We start from the raw sequence: 22479 nt of genomic DNA on the forward strand, positions 1-22479 counted from the left end.
GGGAGTCACAGTATAAGTGCCCGACGTGATCCCCTTCAGCGAAAAATTCTGGCGAAATTTTTCCCGCCCTCTTACCAGAAACACCGGGCAAACCCGGATTCGCGCGAAACGTTGGCGAAATCCCGGCGTCTTCCTGTTAACGTCGTGGGGCGTGGTTCGTTTCAATCCTGAAGAAATTTCCAAGAGGCATTTGACAGCGATCTCGGAACTGGATAACCTCAGACAAATTAGCTGAGGGCGAGCCCGGATAGCAGCCGAATTTTTCAACCTTTCTATCGACAACGTCAGACGCAGGGGACGAACCGATGAGCGCTGAAGCGATCAAAGAGGAACTCGAGGGCTTCCGCAAGGACTTTCAACGACTCCGCCAGGAGATCGGCAAGCTCATCGTCGGGCAGGATGACATCGTCGAGGGAACGCTCGCCGCGCTCATTGCCGGCGGCCACGTACTCTTGGAAGGCGTGCCGGGCCTCGGCAAGACGTTGCTCGTCCGCACCATCGCCGACTCGCTGCACCTGGAGTTCCGCCGCGTGCAGTTCACACCGGACCTGATGCCCGCCGACTTAGTCGGGACGAACGTCGTCCTCGACACCGGCAGCGGCGGCCGCAAATTCGAGTTCCAACGCGGCCCGATCTTCGGGAACATCGTGTTGGCCGACGAAATCAACCGGGCCACGCCGAAGACGCAATCGGCCCTGCTCGAAGCGATGCAAGAGAAGCACGTCACGGTCGGCGGCCAGACCTACGACCTGCCGAAGCCGTTCTTCGTGCTCGCCACGCAAAACCCACTGGAAATGGAAGGGACGTACCCGCTCCCGGAAGCGCAACTCGACCGATTCTTCTTCAAATTGCTCGTCAAGTTCCCGACGTTCGAAGACCTGGAATCGATCCTCGACCGCACCACGGAATCGAAGAGCCCGAAGGCCGAGGCAATCTTCGACGGGGAGCGGATCAACGCCCTCGCGAAACTCGTGCGACAAATCCCGGTGGCGAACGAGGTCCGGCGGTACGCCATCGCGGTGGTGATGGCCACGCACCCGGACCACGAACTCGCGGCCCCGAGTACGAAGAAGTACGTCCGCTACGGCAGCAGTCCCCGCGGCGCGCAGGCGATCATTCTGGCGGCGAAACTCAACGCGATTCTCGACGGCCGCTACCACGTCGCCCGCGAAGACGTGCGCAAGGTCGCGCCGATGGCCTTGCGGCACCGGCTCATCCTAAACTTCGAAGGCCAAGCCGACGGCATCCCGGCGGATGATGTCGTGCAGAACATTTTGAACAACGTGAAAGAGCCAGCCATCGCATGATTTTGCGAGCCGTACCGATGTCTGTCACGGGTAATGAATCATGCCGCTGTTCGACTCCGAGTTCTTGAAGAAACTCGAATACCTTTCGCTGATCTCGAAGCGGGTGTTCCGCGGCTCGCTCATGGCCCAGCGACGGACGATGCAACTGGGCAGCGGCATCGAGTTCGCCGACCATCGCGAGTACGCGGCTGGCGACGACTTCCGCTACCTCGACTGGAATCTCTTCGCCCGGCACAATGAACTCCTCCTGAAGCGCTTCCAGGAAGAAGAAGACCTGCACGTCTATTTCCTCGTGGACTGCTCACGAAGCATGGCTTTCGGCGAGCCGTCGAAGTTCGACTTCGCCCGGCAGGTGGCCGCCGCCCTCGCCTACATCGCCCTGGCCGACCTGGATCGCATCGCCGTCACCGCGTTCGCCAACGACATCGTGGCCGACTTCCCGCTCACCCGCGGCAAGGGCCGCATCCTTTCGCTGCTCAAGTTCTTCGAAGGGCTGGAAGCACAAGGCGAAGAAACGAACCTCGAGCGCGTCGCCACCGGTTTCATCCACCGCGACCAGCGGCGGGGGTTGGTCGTCGTACTGAGCGATCTGTACGACCCCAACGGCTTCGAGCGTGGCCTCGACCTGCTCCGCCACCGCAAGTACGAGCCGTTCGTGGTGCAGGTGTTCGACAAGTACGAGAAGGAACCGCCCGACCTGCTCGGCGACGTGGAGATGTGGGACGTGGAGTCCGGCAACTCGCGCAAGGTCACGGTCACGGAAAAGAACCTGAAGCAGTACCGCCAACTGTTCGACGAGTTCCAGACCACGGTGCAGTCGTACTGCAACCGCTATAGCCTCGGCTGCACGCGGACCTCCACCGAGATTTCGTTCGACGAGTTGATCCTGAAGATGATGCGGCAAGCCGGCTCCGTGCGATAACTGTGGGTGCAGCGTCCATGAGTCTGACGAACCCGACGGCGTTGATGTGGCTGTTGCTGGCGGTGCCGGTCGTGATCTTCTACATCCTGAAGATCCGGCTGAAGCGCGTGCCGGTTAGCACGGTCATCTTCTGGCGGCAAATCTTCGACGAGAAGAAGCCCCGATCCCTCTGGCAGCGGTTGCGGCACCTCGTCTCGCTGTTCGTGCAACTGGCGCTGCTGGGGCTCTTGGTTTCCGCGCTCGCGGAGCCGTTCCTGGCCTCGGAAGCGACACACCGTCGGCGGATTATCCTGGTGGTGGACAACTCGGCCAGCATGAAAGCCAGCGACGTTGCCCCGTCGCGGTTGGCGAAGGCCGTCGAGGAAGCGCAGGGAGTAATCCAGGGCTTGCGATTCCGCGACGAGATGGCCATCGTCTCGGCCGGCACACAGCCGCGGGTCGTGTGCGGCCTCACCGGCCACCAGCGGACGCTCCGCGACGCCCTCGCGACCATCCCGCCGACCGACGGGCCGGGCAAGTTAAAGGACGCCATCGACACTGCCCGCCGGTTGGTGAGTAAGGACGCGGCCGACGGCGAAAGCCGCGTTGTCGTCCTCACCGACGGGAGTGGCGACGAACTGGCGAAGGTCATCGCGGAAGAAGACAAGAAGCCCGAGGCCGAACGGATCAAGCTAACCGTCATCAAGGTCGGTCAGCAAACGCCGAACGTTGGCATCACGCGGTTCCAGGTCCGTCGCAGCACCATCGACCCCATCGGCTACGAAGTCCTGATCGAGATTACCAACCACTCGGACGAGCCGAGCGGCGATTTCCGCATGGAACTGACCCTGAACGACCGCACGGCCGACGTGATCCCCTTGAACCTGAAGCCGGGCGAGACGTGGGCCAAGACGACCCAATCGACGACGGCGGACGGTGGCGTGCTGACCGCGAAATTGACCACGAAGGGTGAGAAGCAGAGCGAACCGCTTCAGGACGCCCTCGCGGCCGACAACACGGCCGTCGCACTCTTGCCGAAGCGAGAGAAGATGCCCGTCCACCTGCACACGGCCGCCGGCAACCTCTTCCTGCAAAAGGTGCTGGAAGCGAACGCCCTCGTGCAACTGACGAGTTCGCGGAAGGACATGCCGAAGGAGTTCGCCGCGAACGCGATCAAGGTCTTTCACAAGGACACGCCGGCCCAACTCCCACCGGGCAACGTGCTAGTCGTCGATCCACAGAACGACACCAACCTCTGGAAACTCGGCAACAAACTGCCGACGGCCATCGTGACGAAGCAGGAGAAGGACTCGCCGTACATGGCCCACGTTCGCCTCGACAACGTCATCTTGCCGGACGCCCGGATGATGACGTTCACGCCGGCCGCTGAGAAGCCGCAGGTGCTCGCGAGTTCGCTCCAGAACGAGCCGTTGATTACGCTGATCGAACGCCCCGAGGGGAAAGTGCTGGTGCTGACCGCCGACCTCGACCGCAGCGAACTGCCGTTCCGCACGGCATTCCCGATCCTGGTGATGAACACCCTCGGCGTCTTCTCGGGGGCGGCCGGCGAGCTACGCGAATCGTACGCGACCGGGGCGATTGCCGACGTGACGCTGCCGGCGGGCGAGTTCGTGCTGCGATCACCGGACGGCACCACGCGGAAACTGCCGGCGGGGCCGACGACCACGACGGTCGGCCCGTTCGACGCCTGCGGCGTGTGGGCGGTCGTGCCGCCGACGCCGAACGCGGCCCCGGTCGAAGAGTTTGCCGTTAACCTGATGAACAAGGCCGAAAGCGACCTGCGGGCGAACCCGGACCTGCCGACGAGGGCGAATGCCCAGGATGCCGGCCTCGTCGGCGGCTTCGGCGGGCGACCGATTTGGTGGTATCTGACCATCGCCGCGTTCGTGTTGGCCGCCGTGGAATGGTACCTGTACCAGCGCCGCTGGATTAGCTGACGTAGAACCCGGAGCGGAAGCGATGGGGTGAAGTTCTCTCACCCCATCGCTTCCGCTCCGGGTTCCAAAGACTCAAGAGGGTTTGCCGACATGCCGTTGGAACTGACCCAGCCCTGGTATCTGCTCGGCCTGCTGGCGCTGCCGGTGCTGGTCTGGTACTACGTCCGCGGCCTCACCGACTTCGCCCGGTGGCAGCGCGTCGCGTCGCTCGCCGCCCGTGGCCTCGTCGTCGGATTGCTCGTACTGGCCCTCTGCGGCTTGACTCTCATCCGGCCGGGGCACGAGCAGTTCGTGGTCTTCGCCATCGACGAGAGCCTGAGCGTCGGCGAGCAGAACAAGGCGATCGTGGACGACTTCTTGACAAAAGCCACGGCGGCGGCCGGCGGGAACAAGTACGCCTTCATCCGCTTCGGGGCCGAACCGGGGGCCATCGTCGCGGACCGCTCGCTCGCCTCGGTTATCAACGCCAAGGGCACGAACATCGCGGCCGCCCTCGAAGTCTCGACCGCCGGCATTCCCCCGAGCTACGTGCCGAAGATCGTGGTCCTGTCCGACGGCAACCAAACGGCCGGCGACGCCATCCGTGCCGCCCTCCGCGGCGGCGTGCCGATCAGCACCGTGCCGCTCCTGACCAGCACCGAGCCGGAAGTGCAAGTTTCGAACGTGAGCGTTCCCGCCCAGGTCCGCGAGGGCGAGCCGTTCAACATGGAAATCACCATCGACTCCAACCACGACGACGAAGGGGAGATCACTGTCTACGACAAGGTCGGGCAGATCAGTTCGCAGAAGTTCAAGGTCAAGAAGGGGGAGAACAAGTTCACCCTCCGGCCGAAGGCGGTAAGTGCGCGGAGCATGGAGTACACCGTCCGCGTCACCGGGTTCAAGGACAAGCTCCTCGACAACAACACCGCGAAGGCCCTCGTCTACACGAACGGCAAGCCGCGCGTTCTGCTCGTCGATAGCGACATGAAGCAGTCGAAAGACCTGGCCGACGCCCTTGAGCAGGAGGGGATCAAGGTCGATCTCCGGCCCACACAGGGCATCCCGGAGTCGCTTTCGGACCTGCAAAATTACGAATTGATCGCCTTCGCAAACGTGCCGGCCACGTCGATGAGCACGCGGCAGATGAACCTCGTCCGCACCTACGTGCAGGAACTCGGCGGCGGTCTGCTCATGATCGGCGGCGACCAGTCCTTCGGCCTCGGCGGGTACTACAAGACGACGATCGAGGAAATCCTGCCGGTGCGGTCGGACTTCGAAAAGGAGAAAGAGAAGCCGAGCATCGCGATGGTGCTGGTGATCGACAAGTCCGGCTCAATGGGCGGCCAGAAGATGGAGATGGCGAAGGACGCGGCGAAGGCGGCCGTCGAACTCCTCGGCCCGCGCGACAAGGTCGGCGTGATCGCCTTCGACGGCGACCTCTTCTGGATCGCCGACATCCAACCGGCCGCGAACAAGGCTCAGATTCTCGACAAGATCAGCGCCATCGAGGCGGGCGGCGGCACGACGATGGGTCCGCCGATGGAGGCCGCCTTCGAGGCACTCCAACAGACGCAGTCGAAGCTCAAGCACGTCATCGTCCTCACCGACGGCGTCTCCGAACCGGCCGACTTCGAGGGGATCGCGACGAACATGGTGCAGTCGAAGATGACGTGCAGCACCGTGGCCGTCGGCGACGACTGCGACTTCAAACTGCTCGAAAATATCGCGAAGATCGGCAACGGCCGGTACTACCACTCGGAAGACCCGGCCAACATCCCGCAGATCTTCGCGAAGGAGACCGTCACCGCCAGCAAGTCGGCCATCAACGAGGTTCCGTTCACGCCGATCATCCAGCGGTCGTCGGCCGTGCTCGCGGACTTGAACATCGAGAACGTCTCGCCGTTGTTCGGCTACGTCACCACGCGGCCGAAGCCGACGAGCGAAGTCATCCTCGCGACCGACAAGGGCGACCCGCTGCTGTCGTGGTGGCGGTACGGCCTCGGCATGTCGGTTGCGTTCACCTCAGACGCAAAAGGCCGGTGGGCGGCCGAGTGGGTGTCGCAACCGCTCTTCGGCAAGTTCTGGGCGCAGGTGATCCGCAACGCGATGCGGAAGTCCGACGCGAAGGGCGTCTTCGTGCAGATGACGCAGAAGGACGGCAAGGCCACCGTGACGCTCGACGCCGTGAAGATCGACGGCAATTATCTGAACGAGGCCACGACGGCGCTGACCGTCCTCGAACCCCAGGGCGGCGAGAAGAAACTGACGATGACGCAGACGGCCCCCGGCCGGTATGTGGGCGAGTTCCCGATCGACAAGACCGGGACGTACCACGTGCAAATGAACCAAGACGCGAAGGGCCAGCAAGCCACGCAACAGTCGCGCGGCCTCGTCGTGAACTACGACGACGAACTCCGCATCCGGCCGACGGACGAGAAGCTCCTGGAGGCGGTCGCCAAAGTATCGGGCGGCACGTTCAAGCCCGAACCCGAGGCGGTCTTCGCTCCGGACGAGCGAACCGCCACCCGGCCGCTACCGCTGTGGCCGTACCTGCTAATGGCCGCGATGTTGGTCTTCCTGGCCGACGTGGCCCTGCGGCGAATTGACTTCGACCTCGTCCTCGGCCGGGCGAAGCCGCCGATGAAGATGGTCATGGCGAAACGATGAGCGGTTCAAGAATCGCGATTGTTCTAACCGCATTTTGAGGTTAAACTGTTCGGGAGTTCCTTTCGGGAGATCGGTGATGAAAGAGTCCTTGCTCGCCGCCCTCAGGCCCGTGCGGGGCCGACAGCAGTCGGTCTTCACGATCCGCAGCCTGTTCGCGGGCCTGTTCGCAACGGCCGTTGCCGGCGTCGTCCTCGGCGTCGGCCGGATGGCCCTCGGCCTCGAACTGCCCGCACCGCTCGTCGGCGGCATCCTGTCGGCCGGGCCGATCCTTGGCTTGCTCGTCGGTACCTTCGTTCGCCGCGACGACCACGGGGCCGCCGCCGCCATTGACAACCACTACGGGCTGAAGGATCGCACCGTCACCGCCCTCGCCTTCGCGAACCAACCGGCCAGCGACCTCCACGCGCTGCAACTGACCGACGCGATGTCCCACCTCGGCAGCGTCGAGCCGAAGGCCGTCGTACCGCTGAAGGCTCCGAAGGCGTGGCCGGTGGCTGTCGCGGGAGTGGCCCTCGCCACGGCGCTGCTCGTTTGGCCGCTCACGCCGCGCGAGGCGGAAGCCGGCCCCGCCCCGACGCCCGACCACATCGTGGCAATGGTCGAGAAGCAAAAGGCCGAGAGCGCGGCCCTGTTGAAGAAACTCGAAGAGATGATTCAAGACACCGACGAGGCGAAGGAAGAAGAGGTCAAGGGCCTGAAAGACCTGATCCAGAAGGTGAAGGACAAGCTCGAAGAGATGGCCCAGGAAAACACGACCGAGCAAGAAGCCCTCGCGAAACTCTCCGAGATGTCGGCGAACGCCCAGGCTCTCGCGACGCAACTGAACCCGGCCGCCCTCGACGGGGCGCTGGCGTCGCTCGGCACGGCCCTGGCCGCGTCGCAGCCGTTCGAAGGCGCGGGCAAGGCTTTACAGAAGGGCGATCTCGACAAGGCCGCGAAGGAACTGGAGAAGTTGTCCGAGGTCACGCTGACGCCGAAGGAAGCGAAGGATCTGGAACAGAAGCTCCGCGAGCAACAGAAGAAGTCCGGCGACGCCGGGCAGGGTTCGCTCAGCGACGCCATCGGCGAACTCGCTGACGCGATCAAGGGCGGCGGCAACGGCAAGGTCGGCAACGCCGGGAAGAACCTCGCCAAGAAGGTCAACAGCGCCATCCGCAAGAAGAAGACCGCCAACCTCCTCGACGCCCTCGACGAGAACTTCAAGGAAGGCAAGTGCGACTGCCAGAACAACGGCGGCGCACGGGTGAAGAAGACCGAGAAGTCCAACAGCCCGAGCAGCACGTGGGGTCGTGGCATCAGTGGCAACACCGAGGGCGAACGCACCAAACTCGGCAGCAAGCGGAACGAAGTCCAAGTGACCGGCACGCCCGGCGACGAGGGCGATTCCGACACGGAAACGACGACGACGCCGGAGGCCCGCGAAAAGGCCCGCCGCGAGTACAAGGAAAAGTTCGAGAAGGGCAAGAAGGAATCGCAAGCGGTGCTGGAAGCCGAGCCGATTCCGCTCGGCCACCGTCAGACGGTGAAGAAGTACTTCGAGATGATCCGCCCGTCCGGGGCCGACGCCTTCGAAAAGAAGGACGAGCCGAAGCCGGAAACGAAGAGCGAGAAGAAGTAGCCCGCTCGCAAAACCCGAAAGCCCACCCGTCGTCGCGATGGGTGGGCTTCTTCATTCACTTCAGGCTCACGCACACCAACTTCGTCTCATCCCTCACGAACAGCCGTCCGTCGGCCAGCGCCGGTACAGCCCGCACCTTGCCGTCCAGAATCGCCTTCCGCCCGAGTTCCACGAATTTCTCACGGTTGGCCTCGAACGCCACCAGTTCGCCGCCCTCGGTAACGGCCAGGAGTTTGCCGTCCACGGCCAGTACGCTCGCGCAGCCGAAGCGGTCCTGCGTCCACGCCACCTCGCCGGTCTTCCACGCCACGCACCGCAGGCGGCCGCTGTTGAAGTCGGCCCGACCGTCCGTGCCATAGAGGTACTCGCCGACGCGCACCGGCGTCGAGTACTGGGACGACAGCGACGTGTCGTTCGACCAGACCTCTTCCACGCTCGTGCCGTCGCACTTGAGCAGGACGGCCCCGGTGCCGTAGGACGCCGTCAGGAAGATATGGCTGTCAAGGATCAACGGCACCGCCGCGTTCACGGAGGCGTCTAACCGCGACCGCCATTTCATTTCGAAGAGTTGCTTCCCGCCCGCTAGGTCCACGCCGAGCAGGCCGCGACGGGTGAACGCGACGACGACCTTCTTGCCGCCGAACTCCGCAAGTTGCGGCGACGAATAACTCGCCTCGTCGTTGGCGACCTTCCAAAGTTCCTTCCCGGTGGCCGCGTCGAAAGCCACGAGGCTGGCCCCCTTCCCGCCGACGTTCACGATCACCTTGCCGTCCGCCACTAGCGGCGAACAGGCGACGCCGAAGTAACCCTTCCCGGCCGCGTAGTCCTTGAGGACGTTGCGGTGCCACTTCTTCTCACCCTTTGCGATCTCGACCGCGTGCAGGTCGCCGTTCGCCCCGAGGAGGTACGCGACGCCGTCCACCACCGTCGGCGTCGCCCGCGGGCCGTCGTCGAAGCCGAAGTCGTCCTGGTACTTCGCGGGGTAAGCAAACTTCCACCGTTCCTGGCCGGTCACGGCGTCGAGCGCCAGAAGGACTTCCTCGTTCGCAACGCGATGGAAGAGGAAGGCTGTGCCAGTGGCGACCACGACGCCGGCCCACCCGTGGCCCACGTCCTTCGTCCACGCCACCGCCGGCGGCTTCGCGGACCAGTTCCAGTTGAGTTTCGTCTCGGCGGAATGGCCGTCGCGGGTCGGCCCGAGGATCTGCGGCCAGTCGGCCGCCGCGAGCGGACCGGAAAGCAACAGCAGGGCGAAAAAAGTGCGCGACATCGGAAGTCTCGTGAGTTGAAAATCGGCCCGCGGTTTCAGATATAGTATCGTTACCCCCTGCGTCACCGAGGCCGCCCCGTGATCGTTTACCGCGCCTACCGCAACACCGACCCGCCGGGCTTGGCCGACGTGTGGAACGAGGCGGCGATCGGCCGCGGCGCGATCCCGATCCGCAACCCGTCGCTGTTCGAACGGTGGATGTTCAGCAAGCCGTACTTCGAAGCCCCCGCCCTGGTCGTGGCCGAGGAGGTCGCGGATAATGGCGACAAGAAGATCATCGGCTTCGCCCTGTCCGCCTTCGCCCCGACGGAGGAACAGAACCGGCTCGACTACGCGCACGGCATCGTCTGCTGCGTCCTCGTCCGGCCGACGCACCAACACAAGGGGATTGGCTCGGAACTCCTGCGGCGGGCCGAGGCGTACCTGACGGAGCGCGGGGCGACGGCGATCGCGTTCGGCTCGCAGTGGCCGAAAAATCCGCACCTTTTCGGGCTGTACGGCGGCAGCAACTCGCCCGGCGTGTTGGACAGCGACCCGGCCGCGAAGGCGTTTCTGGCGAAGTCCGGCTACCAACCGGCCGAGTCGGTGATCGTGTTCCAGCGGTCGCTCGACCAGCCGTTCGCGGTGGTCGACACGCGGCTGCCGATGCTGCGGCGGCGGTACGACGTGCAATTACTGAAGGCGGCGGCCATCGGGTCGTGGTGGCAAGAGTGCCTCTGGAACACGCTCGAACCGGCCGAGTTCCGCGTGATCGACAAGCTCACCGGCATGCCCGCGGCCCGCGCCATCGCGTGGGAACTCGAAGGCTTCGGCTGGCGGTGGAACGCCCCGTCGGCCGGCATCATCGACGTGCAAGTGCGGCCCGACCTCCGGCGGCAGGGCGTGGGAAAGATGCTGGTTTCTCACATTTTGAAATTCCTCCAGGACCAGTTCTTCGGCATCGTGGAGTTGCAAGTCCGGGCCGACGACCCGGCCGCCGTGGGCATGTGCAAGTCGCTGGGGTTCGAGCAAGTGGACGCGGGATATGTGTACCGGAAGTAAGTGGGTAACCCGTCCAAGTTGAGGCCGGCCACCTCCACCATCGAAAGTCTTTTCTGAGAATCAACGGCGAGCGTCGCGGCGTGAGCGCGACGTGTCCTTCACCAGGGCAGACACGTCGCGCTCACGCCGCGACGCTCGCCGTTGTAACCGCAAACTCTTTCCCGCGGCGGGCGGGCGCCTACCGCCCCTCGCCCGGTAAGTCGAACGCGAGCAGTGGTTCCTCTTTCAGATCGGTCGTCACGCGGACGGTGAAGGTGCTGCCGCGGCCGAGTTCGCTCTTCAGCGTCACGTCGCCGCCGAGGAGTTTCGTCAGTTCTTTCACGATGGACAGGCCCAACCCGGTGCCGCCCTGCTCGCGGGTCAGCGGGTTCGCACTCTGACGGAACTTGTCGAAGACACTGTCTTGCTCCTCGTCCGCGATGCCGACGCCGGTGTCCTCGACCGTCAGCACGAGTTCGCCGCCGACCACGCTCGCGGCGAGCGTCACGCGGCCGCCCTCCGGCGTGAACTTGATCGCGTTCGAAATCAGGTTCGCCAGAATCTGTCGGAGCTTGCCCACGTCCTGCCTCACGGCGGGCAGGTCGGGCGGCACACTCAGGCGGAGTTCCACGTTCTTCTTCTCGGCCGCCGGCTTGTGCAGGGCGAGGAGTTGCTCGCACAGTTCGGCCGCGTGAACCGTCTCCGGGTGGAACCGCATCTTGCCGGACTCGGCTTTCGCGAGGTCGAGAACGTCGTTGATGAGTGCGAGCAACTGCTGCCCGCTCGTCATGATGTTCCCGGCGTAGCGGTGCTGCTTGTCGGACAGGTTCCCGGCGTTCAGGAGCACCTCGCTGAAGCCGATGATGCTGTTCAACGGCGTCCGCAGTTCGTGGCTCATCGTCGAGAGGAAGTCCCCCTTCAGGCGGTTCGACTCGTAGAGGGCCATGTTCACGCGGGCGAGTTCGTCCACCTTGCGGTCGAGGTCGGAGATCAGGCCGCGGTTGCGGTCCTGCATGCTCGTGAGGTTCCGCAGCATCCGGTTGAACGCGATCGACAGGTCTTCGAACTCGTCGCCAGTCTGGATTTCGCTCCGCACGTTCAACTCGCCCGACGCGATGGCCTCGCTCACGTCCTTGAGGTGCTTCACCGGCTTCACGATGACATAGCGGATGATGAGGTAACTGCCCGCGAGGATCAGCACCGTCGTGCCGATGGCGAAGGCGATGAGCAGTGCGCGGTTCTGATGGAAGCCCGTCTCGATCAGTTCCGTGGACATCCGCACCGACACCATGCCGAGGATGTCTCCTTCTTTCAGATTCGCCACCGGCTTCGGCACACTCTTTTCGCTGCGGTGGCACTCGACGCACTGTCGGCCGGCCCGGACAGGGGCGTAGTAGACGTACACCCGCTCGGCCGGGACGGTGATCGAGTATTCGGTCTTGGTGGGGTCGAGTTGGAAGTTCTGGAGGATCGGCAGTTCGTCACTCGTCGGCTGAAGTTCCACGTTGTCGGTGGGGTTGATCGAGGAGAGTTTGTACTTGTAACTCTTGAGCTGCGGGGGCAGTTCGTCTTCCGCCATCCGCTGGTAGCGGTCGAGCGTGTCGCGGAACTCGGCCTTCGTGTGGTGGCGCGCGACGACGGTCGGGGCGAGGGTCTGCCCGGTGTTCTGCAACTGGTCGTAGGCGAGTTCTTCCGTCTGGCGGGCGTAGACGACGAAACTGACGGACATGAGCAGGATGACGCCCGCCCCGAGCAGGTAACGGCACTTGCGTTCGAGGCCGGTTTCGCCGAGGAGGCGTTTGAACCCACGGTAGGACATGGTCGGGCGTCAGCCTTTCTTGCGGCCGCGGTCGGCCGTTGGCCGACCCGCTACGCGGGTACTGTTCTTCGACCGCCGGGGTGGCGGTTGGCACGTCGCGCAAAAGTGCGACGACCGCCCGGCGAGCGTCGTCACTTGAATCACGCCGCCGCATGTGGGGCACGGTTGACCCGTGCGGCCGTAGACATTGAACCGATTCTGGTAGCTGCCTTTCAAGCCCGACCCGCCGACGTAGTTGCGGATCGTCGAGCCGCGGCCCTCGATGGCGTTCGTCAGCACCGTTTCGATGGCCGCCCGCAGCGTCTCGCTCTCGCCGTGGGTCATCGTATTGGCCGCCCGACCGGGGTGAACGCCCGCGAGGAAACAGGCTTCGTCCGCGTAGATGTTCCCGACCCCGGCGAGGGCCGTTTGATCGAGCAACAACGCCTTGAGCGAGCGGGTCGTCTTCAACAAGTCGCGAAAGTAGGCCGGGTCGAGGCCGAACGGTTCGGGGCCGAGGCGGGCGTTCAGGAAGGCGTCTAGCTCGGCTTGCGTGGCGAAGAGAGTCGCGGACCCGAACCGGCGGATGTCGCGAAAGCGCAACTCGTCCTTGCCGCGGTCGAGGGCGAACCGCAAGTGGGTGTGGTCGGCGACTTCGTCCTTCGCGGCGTGGACCGTGAGTTGCCCGGTCATGCCGAGGTGCAGGAGCAGCGTGGAACCGTTGGCGAGATCGACGAGAATCCACTTCCCGCGCCGGCGGATTGCTCGCACTTTGGCCCCGCTCAGGGCCGCGTCCCAGGCGGAATCCCAGGCGTGCCGGAGTTTACGCGAGCCGACCGTGACGTGGCGAATCGTCCGTCCGACGAGCAGCGGGCGGAGGTCGCGGACCACGGTTTCGACTTCCGGCAGTTCAGGCATGTCGGATGCACCACGAAGTTTCGGACGCCGAACAGAAGCATTGTTAGAATACATCCCATTCCCACCCGTGGAGCCACGCAGCAATGAGTAGCACCCTCGCCAACGCGGTTTCGGCCGTCCCCGACGCCCGCGGGCGGTTCGGCGAATTCGGCGGCCGGTTCGTGCCGGAAACGCTGATGTTCGCGCTGGAACAACTCACCGACGCCTACGAATCGGCGAAGCACGACCCCGCCTTCCAGGACGAATTCCGCCGCATCCTCGCCGACTACGTCGGCCGGCCGAGTCGGCTTTACTTCGCCGAGCGACTGACCCGGGAAGCCGGCGGTGCCCGCATTTACCTCAAGCGCGAGGACATGAACCACACCGGCGCGCACAAGATCAACAACGCGATCGGTCAAGCCCTGCTGACCCAGCGGATGGGCAAGAAGCGGATCATCGCCGAGACGGGGGCCGGGCAACACGGCGTAGCGAGCGCGACGGCGGGGGCGCTTTTCGGCCTGCCGTGCCGCGTGTACATGGGCGAAGAGGACATCCGCCGGCAGGAGTTGAACGTCTTCCGCATGAAGGCAATGGGCACGGAGGTCTTCCCGGTGACGAGCGGGAGTCGTACCCTGCGGGACGCCGTGAACGAGGCGATGCGGGAGTGGATGAGTACGGTTGAGGACACGCACTACATCATCGGCAGTGCCATCGGGCCGCACCCGTTCCCGATGATCGTCCGCGACTTCCAGAGCATGATCGGGCAGGAAATCATCGAGCAGTCGAACGAGCAAATCGGCCGGCTGCCGGACGCAGTGGTGGCGTGCGTCGGCGGTGGGTCGAATGCGGCTGGGACGTTCTACCCGTTCGTCGATCATGAAGCGGTCGAACTGATCGGCGTCGAAGCCGGCGGCCACGCGAAGGGCCTTGGCACGCACGCGGCCACCCTCATGCACGGCCAACCGGGCGTGCTGCACGGCACCTTCACCTACGTACTGCAAGACGACGACGGCCAAACGGCCGACGTGCACAGCGTCTCGGCGGGCCTCGACTACCCCGCCGTCGGGCCGGAACACTCGTACTGGAAGGACAGCCGGCGGGTTCGCTATTGCAGCGTGACCGACAACGAAGCCCTCGACGCCTTCTACCTGTGCAGCCGCCTCGAAGGCATCCTGCCGGCCCTGGAAACGGCCCACGCGGTCGTCGAAACGATGCGGGTCGCCTCGAAGCGGTCGAAGGATGACGTGGTCGTCTTGTGCTTCAGCGGTCGCGGCGACAAGGATTGCGCCGAAGTCGCCCGCGTGATGACGGAGCGGGACAAAGCCGGCCGTCAGAAAACCAGTTAACATCGTCACTCGTACTCCTCCGGTAGCACCACCCGAGGAGTACCGCCATGCCCGCTTGGGAAATCAAGAAGCTCTGGTCCGATTCCGTCATCGCGGCCTATCGCACGTTTGTTTCCACGGCCGGCCCGAAAAAGTCGGGCGTCTTGAGATCAACGTGCGAAGACTTGGCCATCCGCCTCGTCAGCGAGTTCGCCGCGAGCGAGGGCTTGCCGCTCGAAATCAAGAATGAGTCGAACAAGGACGGGATCATCCCCCGTAAGTTTGCGAACTTGGAAGAGTTCCTCGATTCCGCCCTCACGTCGACCGGGGCAAGAGACCTCGCCAATTTCAACACCGTGAAGTTCGTCGCCGGCACGTCCAAGGGCTTACCCTCAAGTCTGGCGAAGGCCAAGTCCGGCGACCTCATTCTCCTCTACGACCCGATTCACCACGTCCAGGTCGTTACCAGTACGACGGCCACCGAAGTCAAAATCGCGCAAGGTAATTTCCGCCCCGAGAGCGAGCAAGCGGGAACCCTGAGGAAAGTGTTTACCGACGTCAATCAGAATCGGCCGAGTGACTCGTATTACATAGGTCAGATCGTTGCCCAGTTCAGTCACGTCTTCGACCCGAAGGCCGGAACCTGGCTCTACAACGGCCGGGAACTCTTCAAGGACGACTCCGGGCGACTGATGATTTGGGACTTCGACGCCTGGAATGATCTCGTCGTCAAGCACACGGTCGCCAAGGACGAAACCCTGAGTTCGATCGCGCTCAAGGTACTCAAGAACGGAAACCTGTGGACGCGAATCTACGAGAGCAACAAAGGGGTGATCGGCGCGGACTCGAACAAAGTCCGCCCGGGCATGACACTCTTCATCTGGAAGAAATGACCGGTTGAATGGAAGTCGCCGCACGGTTCAGCGGGTGAGTTCCCGGCGTACCGTGCGGCGACAGGTTGAACGCAAGACTACATCGGAAGGGGCTTTTAAGATGCCACTTTCGGACCGTCGGTCGGTTCGGCCACGAACATCAACTTCTTCGTGCAGAGAGTAATCTGGTCTCCGGGACGAAGACGGGTCGGCCCGGCAATCTTTTTGCCGTTCAGCAGCGTGCCGTTCTTCGACGCGATGTCGTGAACCTCGCACTGCCCACTCGTGTGAACGACTACCGCACAGTGCCGACGGGAAACGTGCTCGTCCCGAATGACGACACTGTTGTCGGGGAGCCGGCCGACCGTGTTGACGCCCACGGTGAGCGGGTGGAACTGCTCGCCGTCTTTCAGTTGAAAGTGGCAAGGGCCACCGGGGGCCATCGGCGCGATGGACCGCGTGACGGCTTCGAGATCAACGTCCGCCGAGGGGGTGGGAACCGAACCGAGCAGCGTCGGCAGGCCACAAGCCCCCTCTAACTGAATCCTCGCCTGGCGGAAAAGTTCCCGCCGGGGATTCTCGTTGAGGTGAATGCTGTGCAGATGGTCACTCATGCCCGGCCTCACAGCCTGACTTGGGATGGCGATACTACCATTAGAATTCATTATCTTTACTCCCTCGTCAATATCTGAAACGGACCGAAAGTCCAGAACAATCTCCTCGTTACGAGGAATTTTCAGAATACGACGATCAATCTGAGGGGAGGCGAATACGAGATCCGCGGATAGTTAAACCAAACTGAAGTGAGAAGAGCAAGTGGAGCGCCAAAGGCAACAATAAACCTGACGGGAAGAACAATCTCCGTCAGGTCGCTTGTGAATCAGTCGATTTTCGCGGCCGAGATCTCGAGAATCTTGTACTTGATGCGGCCGCTGGGGACCTCGATTTCGGCCACTTGGCCCTTCTTCTTGCCGAGAAGTCCTTCGCCAATCGGGCTGTCCGTGAGAATGCGGCCCTTTTCCGGATTCTCTTGACCCGGACCGACGAGTTCGAAGACTTCCTCCTCGTCGAACTCCATGTCCTTGACCTTCACGCGGCTGCCGAACACCACCGTGTCCTTCGGCAACGCCGATGGGTCCACGATGACAGCGCGGCCGAGACGGTCGGCGAGTTCGTTGATGCGGGCTTGGAGCTGTCCTTGGTCCTCACGGGCGGCGTGATACTCGGCGTTCTCGGACAGGTCGCCCATCTCGCGTGCCGTGGCCACCCGCTGGGTGATTTCGATCATGAGCGGGCCGCGGAGGCGGTCCAACTCGCCGCGCAACTTGTCGTACCCGTCGCGGGTCATCGGGATGCGGTTATCGCTCATGGCTGCCACTCCGTCCGTTGTCGGACATCATTTCGGAACAAAAGCCGAGGACAGACGTCCCCGGCCGGGTGTGATCATCGAAGGAAAAACTCCGGCGGCAAGGCCTCGTTGTCGGTGCCCGGCCGCCGGCGTGTGGAAAGCATTATAGCTCTTCCGGGACCGCCCGCAAAATGATCCTTCGGAAAGGAATGCCGTTTGTCGGCCACCCCCAGGCGGTCCAATCGTCCCGCCGCCGGCGGGCCGGTTCGTTCGTCTCGGCAACGGCCGCCAAGCACGCTTCCTCGGCCGCGGTCAGCTTCTTATTCGCCGGGAAGCGGTTGCTCCGGCGGGCGGCCACCGTGCCGTCGTCCACGACCGCGATCACGCACGGTTCCTCGTCCACGTCGAGAATCCGCCACGCCAGCATGTCGAAGCCGACGGTGGGGTAGCGGTCCTTCAGTTGCGCGAGGTCGTATCCGAGCTTGCGGGCGTCGGTCGCGAACCAGCGGGTCGGCAACAGCAACCGCGTGACGACGAGGCCCATCAGTTGCTTCTCGGCCGACCTGTTCTCGGTCCCCGTCACGATGCCGAGCTTGGTGAAAATGCCGGGGAGCAGTTGCTTTGCCACCGCCCGCGCCGCCAGCGCGTGCTGCGACTCCTCCGACTGATCGGGCCGGAGGATGATGGTGTTCGGCCGCCAACGCTTCTTAGGAGGCGCGCCGTACTGCCGAGGTTCGTCCTCGTCTTCCGGTTCCTGGTACTCGATCGTCAGGCCGAACGACTGTTCCGCCAGCGAAAGCGCGTCGACTGGCGGTTCGACGATGCCGCCGCGTTGCAGGGCGTCCCGCACCGCCTTGTCGATGGCGTCGAACAGATCGTCTTGTGAGAAGTCCACGGCGGGTTCCTTCGGTTGTGGGTAAAGGATCGGAAATTCTCGGCCCGCGTGCAACGTCGGATGCCGGTCAAAACAGTCGACAACCGCCCAGCGACCCGTTACAACTTGGGAGACAATCTTCCCCACGCATTCTGGCAGCAGGTTCCGTCATGGCGAGTACACCCCTCTTCGTCGGCCTGGACGTCGGCGGCACGACGATGAAAGCGGCCGTCGTGGACGACAACGGCACCCCGCTGAGCAAGCCGGTCGTGATGAACACCGAGCCGGAACGCGGGCAAGAAGCCGGCCTGGAAACGATGTGCGAAACGATCCGCCGGGCCGTCGCGGCGGCGAAGCTGACGATGGCCGACATCACCGCCATCGGCGTGGCCACGCCGGGCCTCATGGACCTGAAAGCCGGCCTCATCCTCGACCCGCCGAACCTGAAGCCGTGGAAGAACGTGCCCGTTCGGGACCGCATCCAGAACGTCTTCAAGTTGCCCACGATCTACCAGAACGACGCCAACGCGGCCGCCTACGGCGAGTTCTGGGTGGGGGCGGGTCAGGACGCGACCAGTATGGTCCTCTTCACCCTCGGTACCGGCGTCGGCGGCGGGATCATTCTCGGCGATTACATCCTCGAAGGCGAGCACAGCCACGGCGGCGAACTCGGCCACATGCGGATCGAGTCGCCGCAATACGGCCGGCGGTGTGGTTGCGGTGCCCGCGGATGCCTGGAGGCTTACGGCAGTGCCAGCTCCGTCGTCCGCCGCACCCGCGACGAGTTGGCCGAGTGGCGCGGCCCGTCAAAGTTGAAGGCGTACTATACCGCCAACGACGACGAACTGACCGCAAAGGTGATCTTCGACATCGCCGACAAGGGCGACGATCTCGCCCGCAAGATCGTGGACGACACCGCCTACTACCTGGCCCTCGGCGCGTGTGCGGTCATCGCGACGGTCGACCCGGACATGATCGTCTTCGGCGGCGGCATGGCCGTCGCTGAGTCGTTCCGGGCAAAGATTCACGAGTACGTCGTGCGGTTCGGCCTCACGCACCCGGTGAAGCAAGTGAAAGTCGCCTTCGCGAAACTCGGCTCCGACGCCGGCTTCATCGGCACCGCCGGCGGCGCGCGGTTGGCGATGAAGAAACTTCCGCGACCTGAAGGGGTGAAGGGCTGACACGGTGAAGAGGTGACGAAGGCGGACGGCGGCCGGGGTTTTGGTTTTTCACCCCTTCTCGGTGTCACCCCTTCACCCCTTCACGCCCCGCGGCAATAATGGAAACAGACTCGCGACTCGGATTGCCCTCCCATCTGCTCAGGTATTCACCCCATGGCGATCGACGCCAAATGCCCCTTCTGCGAGAAGGACTATCGCCTGAAGGACGACCTCGTCGGCAAGAAGGTCACCTGCGCCAACCAGGGGTGTCGAAAAGTCTTCACCGTTACCCCGTCTGTTAACGGAACGACCAACGGGTCGGCCCACGCGCCGGCTCCGGTGACGGTCTCGAAGCCTTCACCCGGTCCCGCGGTGCCGACTCAGTCCGCGCCGAAAAGCCGGCCGCCGATCGACGTGGAAACTGCCGCCGCCACCGCATTGAACGACGACCCGGACGAAGTGCCGGAAGACCAAAAGACGATCACGATGGCCTGCACGATGTGCGACCACAAGTGGCCGGTCGCGTGGTCGATGCAGGGGAAGAACGTCCTGTGCCCGGACTGCAAGCACCGCCAGAAGGTGCCGTTGCAGGAGAAGGGCAAGAAGGGCGGCTGGCGGGAACAGAACGCCCCCGAAGGCGTGAAGCAAGAAAAGCTCGAAGGCGTGATCGGCTCCCGCGACAACAAGATGGTTTCCGGCGACACCCTACGGGCCACCGGCGTCATCAAGGAAGAGTTCGACGCACTCCCCTCGTCGATCTACGTGAAGTGGGTCGCCATCATCGGCATTCCGCTACTGCTACTGGCGGGAGGGGTCGTTTATTGGATAAACGTGCGGACAACAACCGGGGAAACTAAAGTCGTCGAGAACTTCGACAAGTCGCTCGAAGCCGAGGAAATGACTCAGTTGCCCCTCTACCCGGCCGCGTTGCGGATCGCGTTAGGTGAGTACGAGGCCCGGAATCGGAATCAACTGAAAGATGGTCAACAGAAGGACGTGAATCCTCGCGACAAAGCAATCGAGTACTTTCGCGGCGCGCTCGCCAATCTGAACGCGGCCCCGCGGGCGGCCGACCGAGAACAACTCTACGGCGAGTTGGCGATCGCCCTGCTGAACCTCGGCGGCGAAGGCGAAGACCTAATCGAGAAGCGGAAACTCAGTTGGCTGCCGCCGCAACAGACGGCCACCTCGCGTGCGAAGGTCAAGCCAAACGCGGCGGAACTGGAAGGCGTGCAGGGCCAACTGCGACGTGTGCTCAACGGCCTCAAAGACGCGAAGGCCGAATTCGACGAGCGTACCGCCCTGCTCCGCCGCCTCAGCCGCGAGTTGCTCAAGGTGAATCAAATCGAGGTTGTGCGGTCCGCCCTGCCCGCACTGTTCAGCGACGCCGAACAATACGAGGCCGAGGCGCAGATCGGTCTGGAGTGCTTCCGCGCGAACAAGCAAGACACCGCCCGCGAGATCGGCGAGAAGCTCAAGAAGTCTCTGTCCGGCACGCCAAACCCGCCGCCCTCCCCCACACCGGCGTCGGCCCAGGCGTTGTGGAACGTCCTCGAAATCAAGGGGCCGGGCCTCGTGCCCGCGCCAAGTGGCGAACCCTCCGACGCCTCGCGGTGGGCGTACACCGCGATCAACCTCCTGAAGGGCAACCGCGACGAGGCCCGAAAAATCGCCAACAGCGGTACTGACGTAAGGGCAACCGTGCCGCGGTTGAAAGCTCTCGCCTTGGCCGCGGAGTGGACCGACAAGCCGGGCGAGTTCCTCGACGCGGCCGAACGCGCGATGAAAGCCGTTCGCGGCGACCCTAACGTGTCCCTCCCCGAAAGTCTGTTACTCCACCTCGCGCAAATGAGCGCGCGGGCCGGGGCCGCCGAGCAGGCGGACGAATTCACGAAGTCGATTTCCGGGGACTTGAAGGTGTTCGCGAAGGCGGAAGTGTTGCGGAACAAACTCGCCGCGAACCCCGGGCAACAGCCGAAGGACGAGGACGCAGAACTGCCCGCGGAACCGGACGCAAAGAACCTGAAACTCGGCCACGCCTGGGGCCGCCTCGCCCTCGCCCGGCACAACGGCGCACGGACCCGCGATAAGGGCTTGGCCAGCACGTACGCCAAGTCGTGGCCGGCGAAAATCATCGCCCCGTTCGGGCAGATCGGCGTCCTCCTCGGCATTCAGGACGCCGAGAAGCGGTAGCCGCCCTACTACCCCTGCACGGCCGGCAACACCACGTCGCACGGGGCGTCGTACCGGACGTCGTCCACTTCCTCCGGCATGCCCATGTTGTCGGAGGTCAGCCACGTGTTCCAGCCGAGCCGCAGGCCGAGTTCCCCGACCGGCGCGTCGGTGATGTCGCACGGCGGAACCTCGAAGTTGTGCAGCACCAGTTCGATCTCGAAGTCTAACTCCGCCCCCACGTACAACCGCGTCAGTTGCGACAGCAGGTAGGCGCTCTTCCGTTCCGGCACGGCCGTCGGGTCGGGGAGGAAGTTGACGAAGTCGACGTACCGCAGGGGGCCGATCCGCAGGCGGAACTTGCTGCCGGCGTCCCAGATTTTTTCGCCCGCGATCGCGTTGATGCCGAGGCGGCCGGTTGGCGAGTCGTCCAACCGCGTCTGAGCCGCGATCGGCAGGTCGAGCCACTGGCCGGTTAGCGATTGCACCTCGATCGGCAGGTCGAAGTAGTCGGCCAGGATCGCCCGGAGTTCGTGCGCCCCCGCGTGCCGGCGGGCAAACGCCCCGGCGTAGGCCAGGATCGCGCGGTCGTCGATGCGGGTCAGCGGCTCGCAGCCGACCCCGCCCACGCGGCACTCTTCCGCCGCGTTCGGGGCGAGGACGCGAAGGCGGTCTCGCAACGGCGGCGTGCCGAGGCCAACGACGTTGAACAACACCTGCGTGATGCGGTCGGAACTGTGCACGACCCTCGTCGGCGAGCGCCGCCATGCGTGGCGGAGGTAACCGACCGGCATCCGGTACTTCTGCCACGCCTTGAACAGCAGCGCCGTCATCCGGTGGTTGAACAGGTCGAACCAGTCCCGCAGCGCGCCGCGCGTCGAGATTTGGCGCGTCTGGGGGGAAGTGTCCAGGTCGCACAGGGTCTGCGTGTAGACGAGGGGGAGCGCGCCGTTCGGGCCGAAGAGGCCGAAGAAGTTGCTGACCACGGTCGCGACGGCCGCCCGCTTGTACCGCTTGCGGATGCGCTCGGCGATGGGAAAGTTGAACTCCTCGGGGTCGGGCGGGGCGTGCGCCGGCGGGAGGATTTGCGCGATCAGACTCGGCGGGAAGGCGAGCGTCACGTTGGTGCGGAAGCGGACGGCCGTGTCCACCTCCTTCCAGGGCACCTGCGTGTCCCGAATGGAAACCTTGTTGGCGAGCAGTTCCAACAGCCGGATCGCCTGAAACGGGTCGAACCCGCAACACTCTTCCGGGTCGAAGAGTTGCAAGGCCGGGATGGGGTAGCGATCGGGCATGGCGTCCGTTGGGGC

General features: G+C 64.1%; 17 protein-coding genes. 10 read left to right on the top strand and 7 right to left on the bottom strand.

The features are described from left to right. Window positions 1–305: 305 nt before the first annotated feature. The 5 genes from PX52LOC_RS33100 to PX52LOC_RS33120 all read left to right on the top strand — a co-directional run bounded on the left by PX52LOC_RS33100 (window position 306) and on the right by PX52LOC_RS33120 (window position 8433). Entirely contained in the window at window positions 306–1307 is a 1002-nt protein-coding gene (locus PX52LOC_RS33100; RefSeq protein WP_149114085.1) for an AAA family ATPase, read from the top strand. A 40-nt stretch (window positions 1308–1347) separates the two neighbouring features. Continuing rightward, on the top strand, window positions 1348–2229 hold the full coding sequence (locus PX52LOC_RS33105; RefSeq protein WP_149114086.1) for a DUF58 domain-containing protein: 882 nt from the start codon (window positions 1348–1350) through the stop codon (window positions 2227–2229). 17 nt (window positions 2230–2246) lie between these two features. Further along, a complete protein-coding gene (locus tag PX52LOC_RS33110; RefSeq protein WP_149114087.1) occupies window positions 2247–4166 on the top strand; it encodes a vWA domain-containing protein in 1920 nt (639 codons plus the stop codon). Between the two features lie 90 nt (window positions 4167–4256). After that, window positions 4257–6815 carry a VWA domain-containing protein gene (locus PX52LOC_RS33115; protein WP_149114088.1) on the top strand — a complete coding sequence of 853 codons (2559 nt, stop codon included), beginning with the start codon at window positions 4257–4259 and terminating at the stop codon, window positions 6813–6815. Window positions 6816–6891: 76 nt separating this feature from the next. Continuing rightward, window positions 6892–8433 carry a hypothetical protein gene (locus tag PX52LOC_RS33120; protein WP_149114089.1) on the top strand — a complete coding sequence of 514 codons (1542 nt, stop codon included), beginning with the start codon at window positions 6892–6894 and terminating at the stop codon, window positions 8431–8433. A gap of 55 nt (window positions 8434–8488) precedes the next feature. On the opposite strand, the gene PX52LOC_RS33125 is transcribed toward PX52LOC_RS33120, so the two are convergent. After that, complete coding sequence (locus PX52LOC_RS33125) at window positions 8489–9703, bottom strand: outer membrane protein assembly factor BamB family protein (RefSeq protein WP_149114090.1); 1215 nt, start codon at window positions 9701–9703, stop codon at window positions 8489–8491. Window positions 9704–9781: 78 nt separating this feature from the next. Here PX52LOC_RS33125 and PX52LOC_RS33130 point away from each other — a divergent pair, with 78 nt between their 5' ends. After that, complete coding sequence (locus PX52LOC_RS33130) at window positions 9782–10744, top strand: GNAT family N-acetyltransferase (RefSeq protein WP_149114091.1); 963 nt, start codon at window positions 9782–9784, stop codon at window positions 10742–10744. A 178-nt stretch (window positions 10745–10922) separates the two neighbouring features. Here PX52LOC_RS33130 and PX52LOC_RS33135 read toward each other — a convergent pair whose 3' ends face one another. Beyond that, window positions 10923–12542 carry an ATP-binding protein gene (locus PX52LOC_RS33135; protein ID WP_149114092.1) on the bottom strand — a complete coding sequence of 540 codons (1620 nt, stop codon included), beginning with the start codon at window positions 12540–12542 and terminating at the stop codon, window positions 10923–10925. Between the two features lie 9 nt (window positions 12543–12551). Further along, complete coding sequence (gene mutM / locus PX52LOC_RS33140; protein ID WP_149114093.1) at window positions 12552–13439, bottom strand: bifunctional DNA-formamidopyrimidine glycosylase/DNA-(apurinic or apyrimidinic site) lyase; 888 nt, start codon at window positions 13437–13439, stop codon at window positions 12552–12554. Window positions 13440–13522: 83 nt separating this feature from the next. Between mutM and trpB the strand changes: the two genes are divergently transcribed. Then, window positions 13523–14764, top strand: a complete 1242-nt coding sequence (trpB, locus tag PX52LOC_RS33145; RefSeq protein ID WP_149114094.1) for a tryptophan synthase subunit beta — start codon at window positions 13523–13525, stop codon at window positions 14762–14764. A gap of 47 nt (window positions 14765–14811) precedes the next feature. After that, window positions 14812–15636 carry a LysM peptidoglycan-binding domain-containing protein gene (locus PX52LOC_RS33150; protein ID WP_149114095.1) on the top strand — a complete coding sequence of 275 codons (825 nt, stop codon included), beginning with the start codon at window positions 14812–14814 and terminating at the stop codon, window positions 15634–15636. A 95-nt stretch (window positions 15637–15731) separates the two neighbouring features. On the opposite strand, the gene PX52LOC_RS33155 is transcribed toward PX52LOC_RS33150, so the two are convergent. From PX52LOC_RS33155 to PX52LOC_RS33165, 3 genes are all read right to left on the bottom strand, one after another. Further along, window positions 15732–16229 (bottom strand): FHA domain-containing protein, encoded by a 498-nt coding sequence (locus PX52LOC_RS33155; RefSeq protein ID WP_168219363.1) that lies wholly within the window; start codon window positions 16227–16229, stop codon window positions 15732–15734. A gap of 266 nt (window positions 16230–16495) precedes the next feature. After that, a complete protein-coding gene (greA, locus tag PX52LOC_RS33160) occupies window positions 16496–16984 on the bottom strand; it encodes a transcription elongation factor GreA (RefSeq protein ID WP_149114097.1) in 489 nt (162 codons plus the stop codon). Between the two features lie 142 nt (window positions 16985–17126). Continuing rightward, window positions 17127–17858, bottom strand: coding sequence for a hypothetical protein (locus PX52LOC_RS33165; RefSeq protein ID WP_149114098.1), 732 nt, complete (start codon window positions 17856–17858; stop codon window positions 17127–17129). A gap of 149 nt (window positions 17859–18007) precedes the next feature. Between PX52LOC_RS33165 and PX52LOC_RS33170 the strand changes: the two genes are divergently transcribed. Together PX52LOC_RS33170 and PX52LOC_RS33175 are read left to right on the top strand one after the other, a co-directional pair. Continuing rightward, window positions 18008–19018, top strand: a complete 1011-nt coding sequence (locus PX52LOC_RS33170) for an ROK family protein (RefSeq protein WP_149114099.1) — start codon at window positions 18008–18010, stop codon at window positions 19016–19018. A 153-nt stretch (window positions 19019–19171) separates the two neighbouring features. After that, complete coding sequence (locus tag PX52LOC_RS33175) at window positions 19172–21190, top strand: hypothetical protein (protein WP_149114100.1); 2019 nt, start codon at window positions 19172–19174, stop codon at window positions 21188–21190. A gap of 8 nt (window positions 21191–21198) precedes the next feature. Here PX52LOC_RS33175 and tssG read toward each other — a convergent pair whose 3' ends face one another. Next, a complete protein-coding gene (gene tssG / locus PX52LOC_RS33180) occupies window positions 21199–22464 on the bottom strand; it encodes a type VI secretion system baseplate subunit TssG (protein ID WP_149114101.1) in 1266 nt (421 codons plus the stop codon). Window positions 22465–22479 lie beyond the last annotated feature (15 nt).

Source organism: Limnoglobus roseus, assembly GCF_008254045.1.
In the GTDB taxonomy this organism is placed as follows: Bacteria; Planctomycetota; Planctomycetia; order Gemmatales; family Gemmataceae; genus Limnoglobus; species Limnoglobus roseus.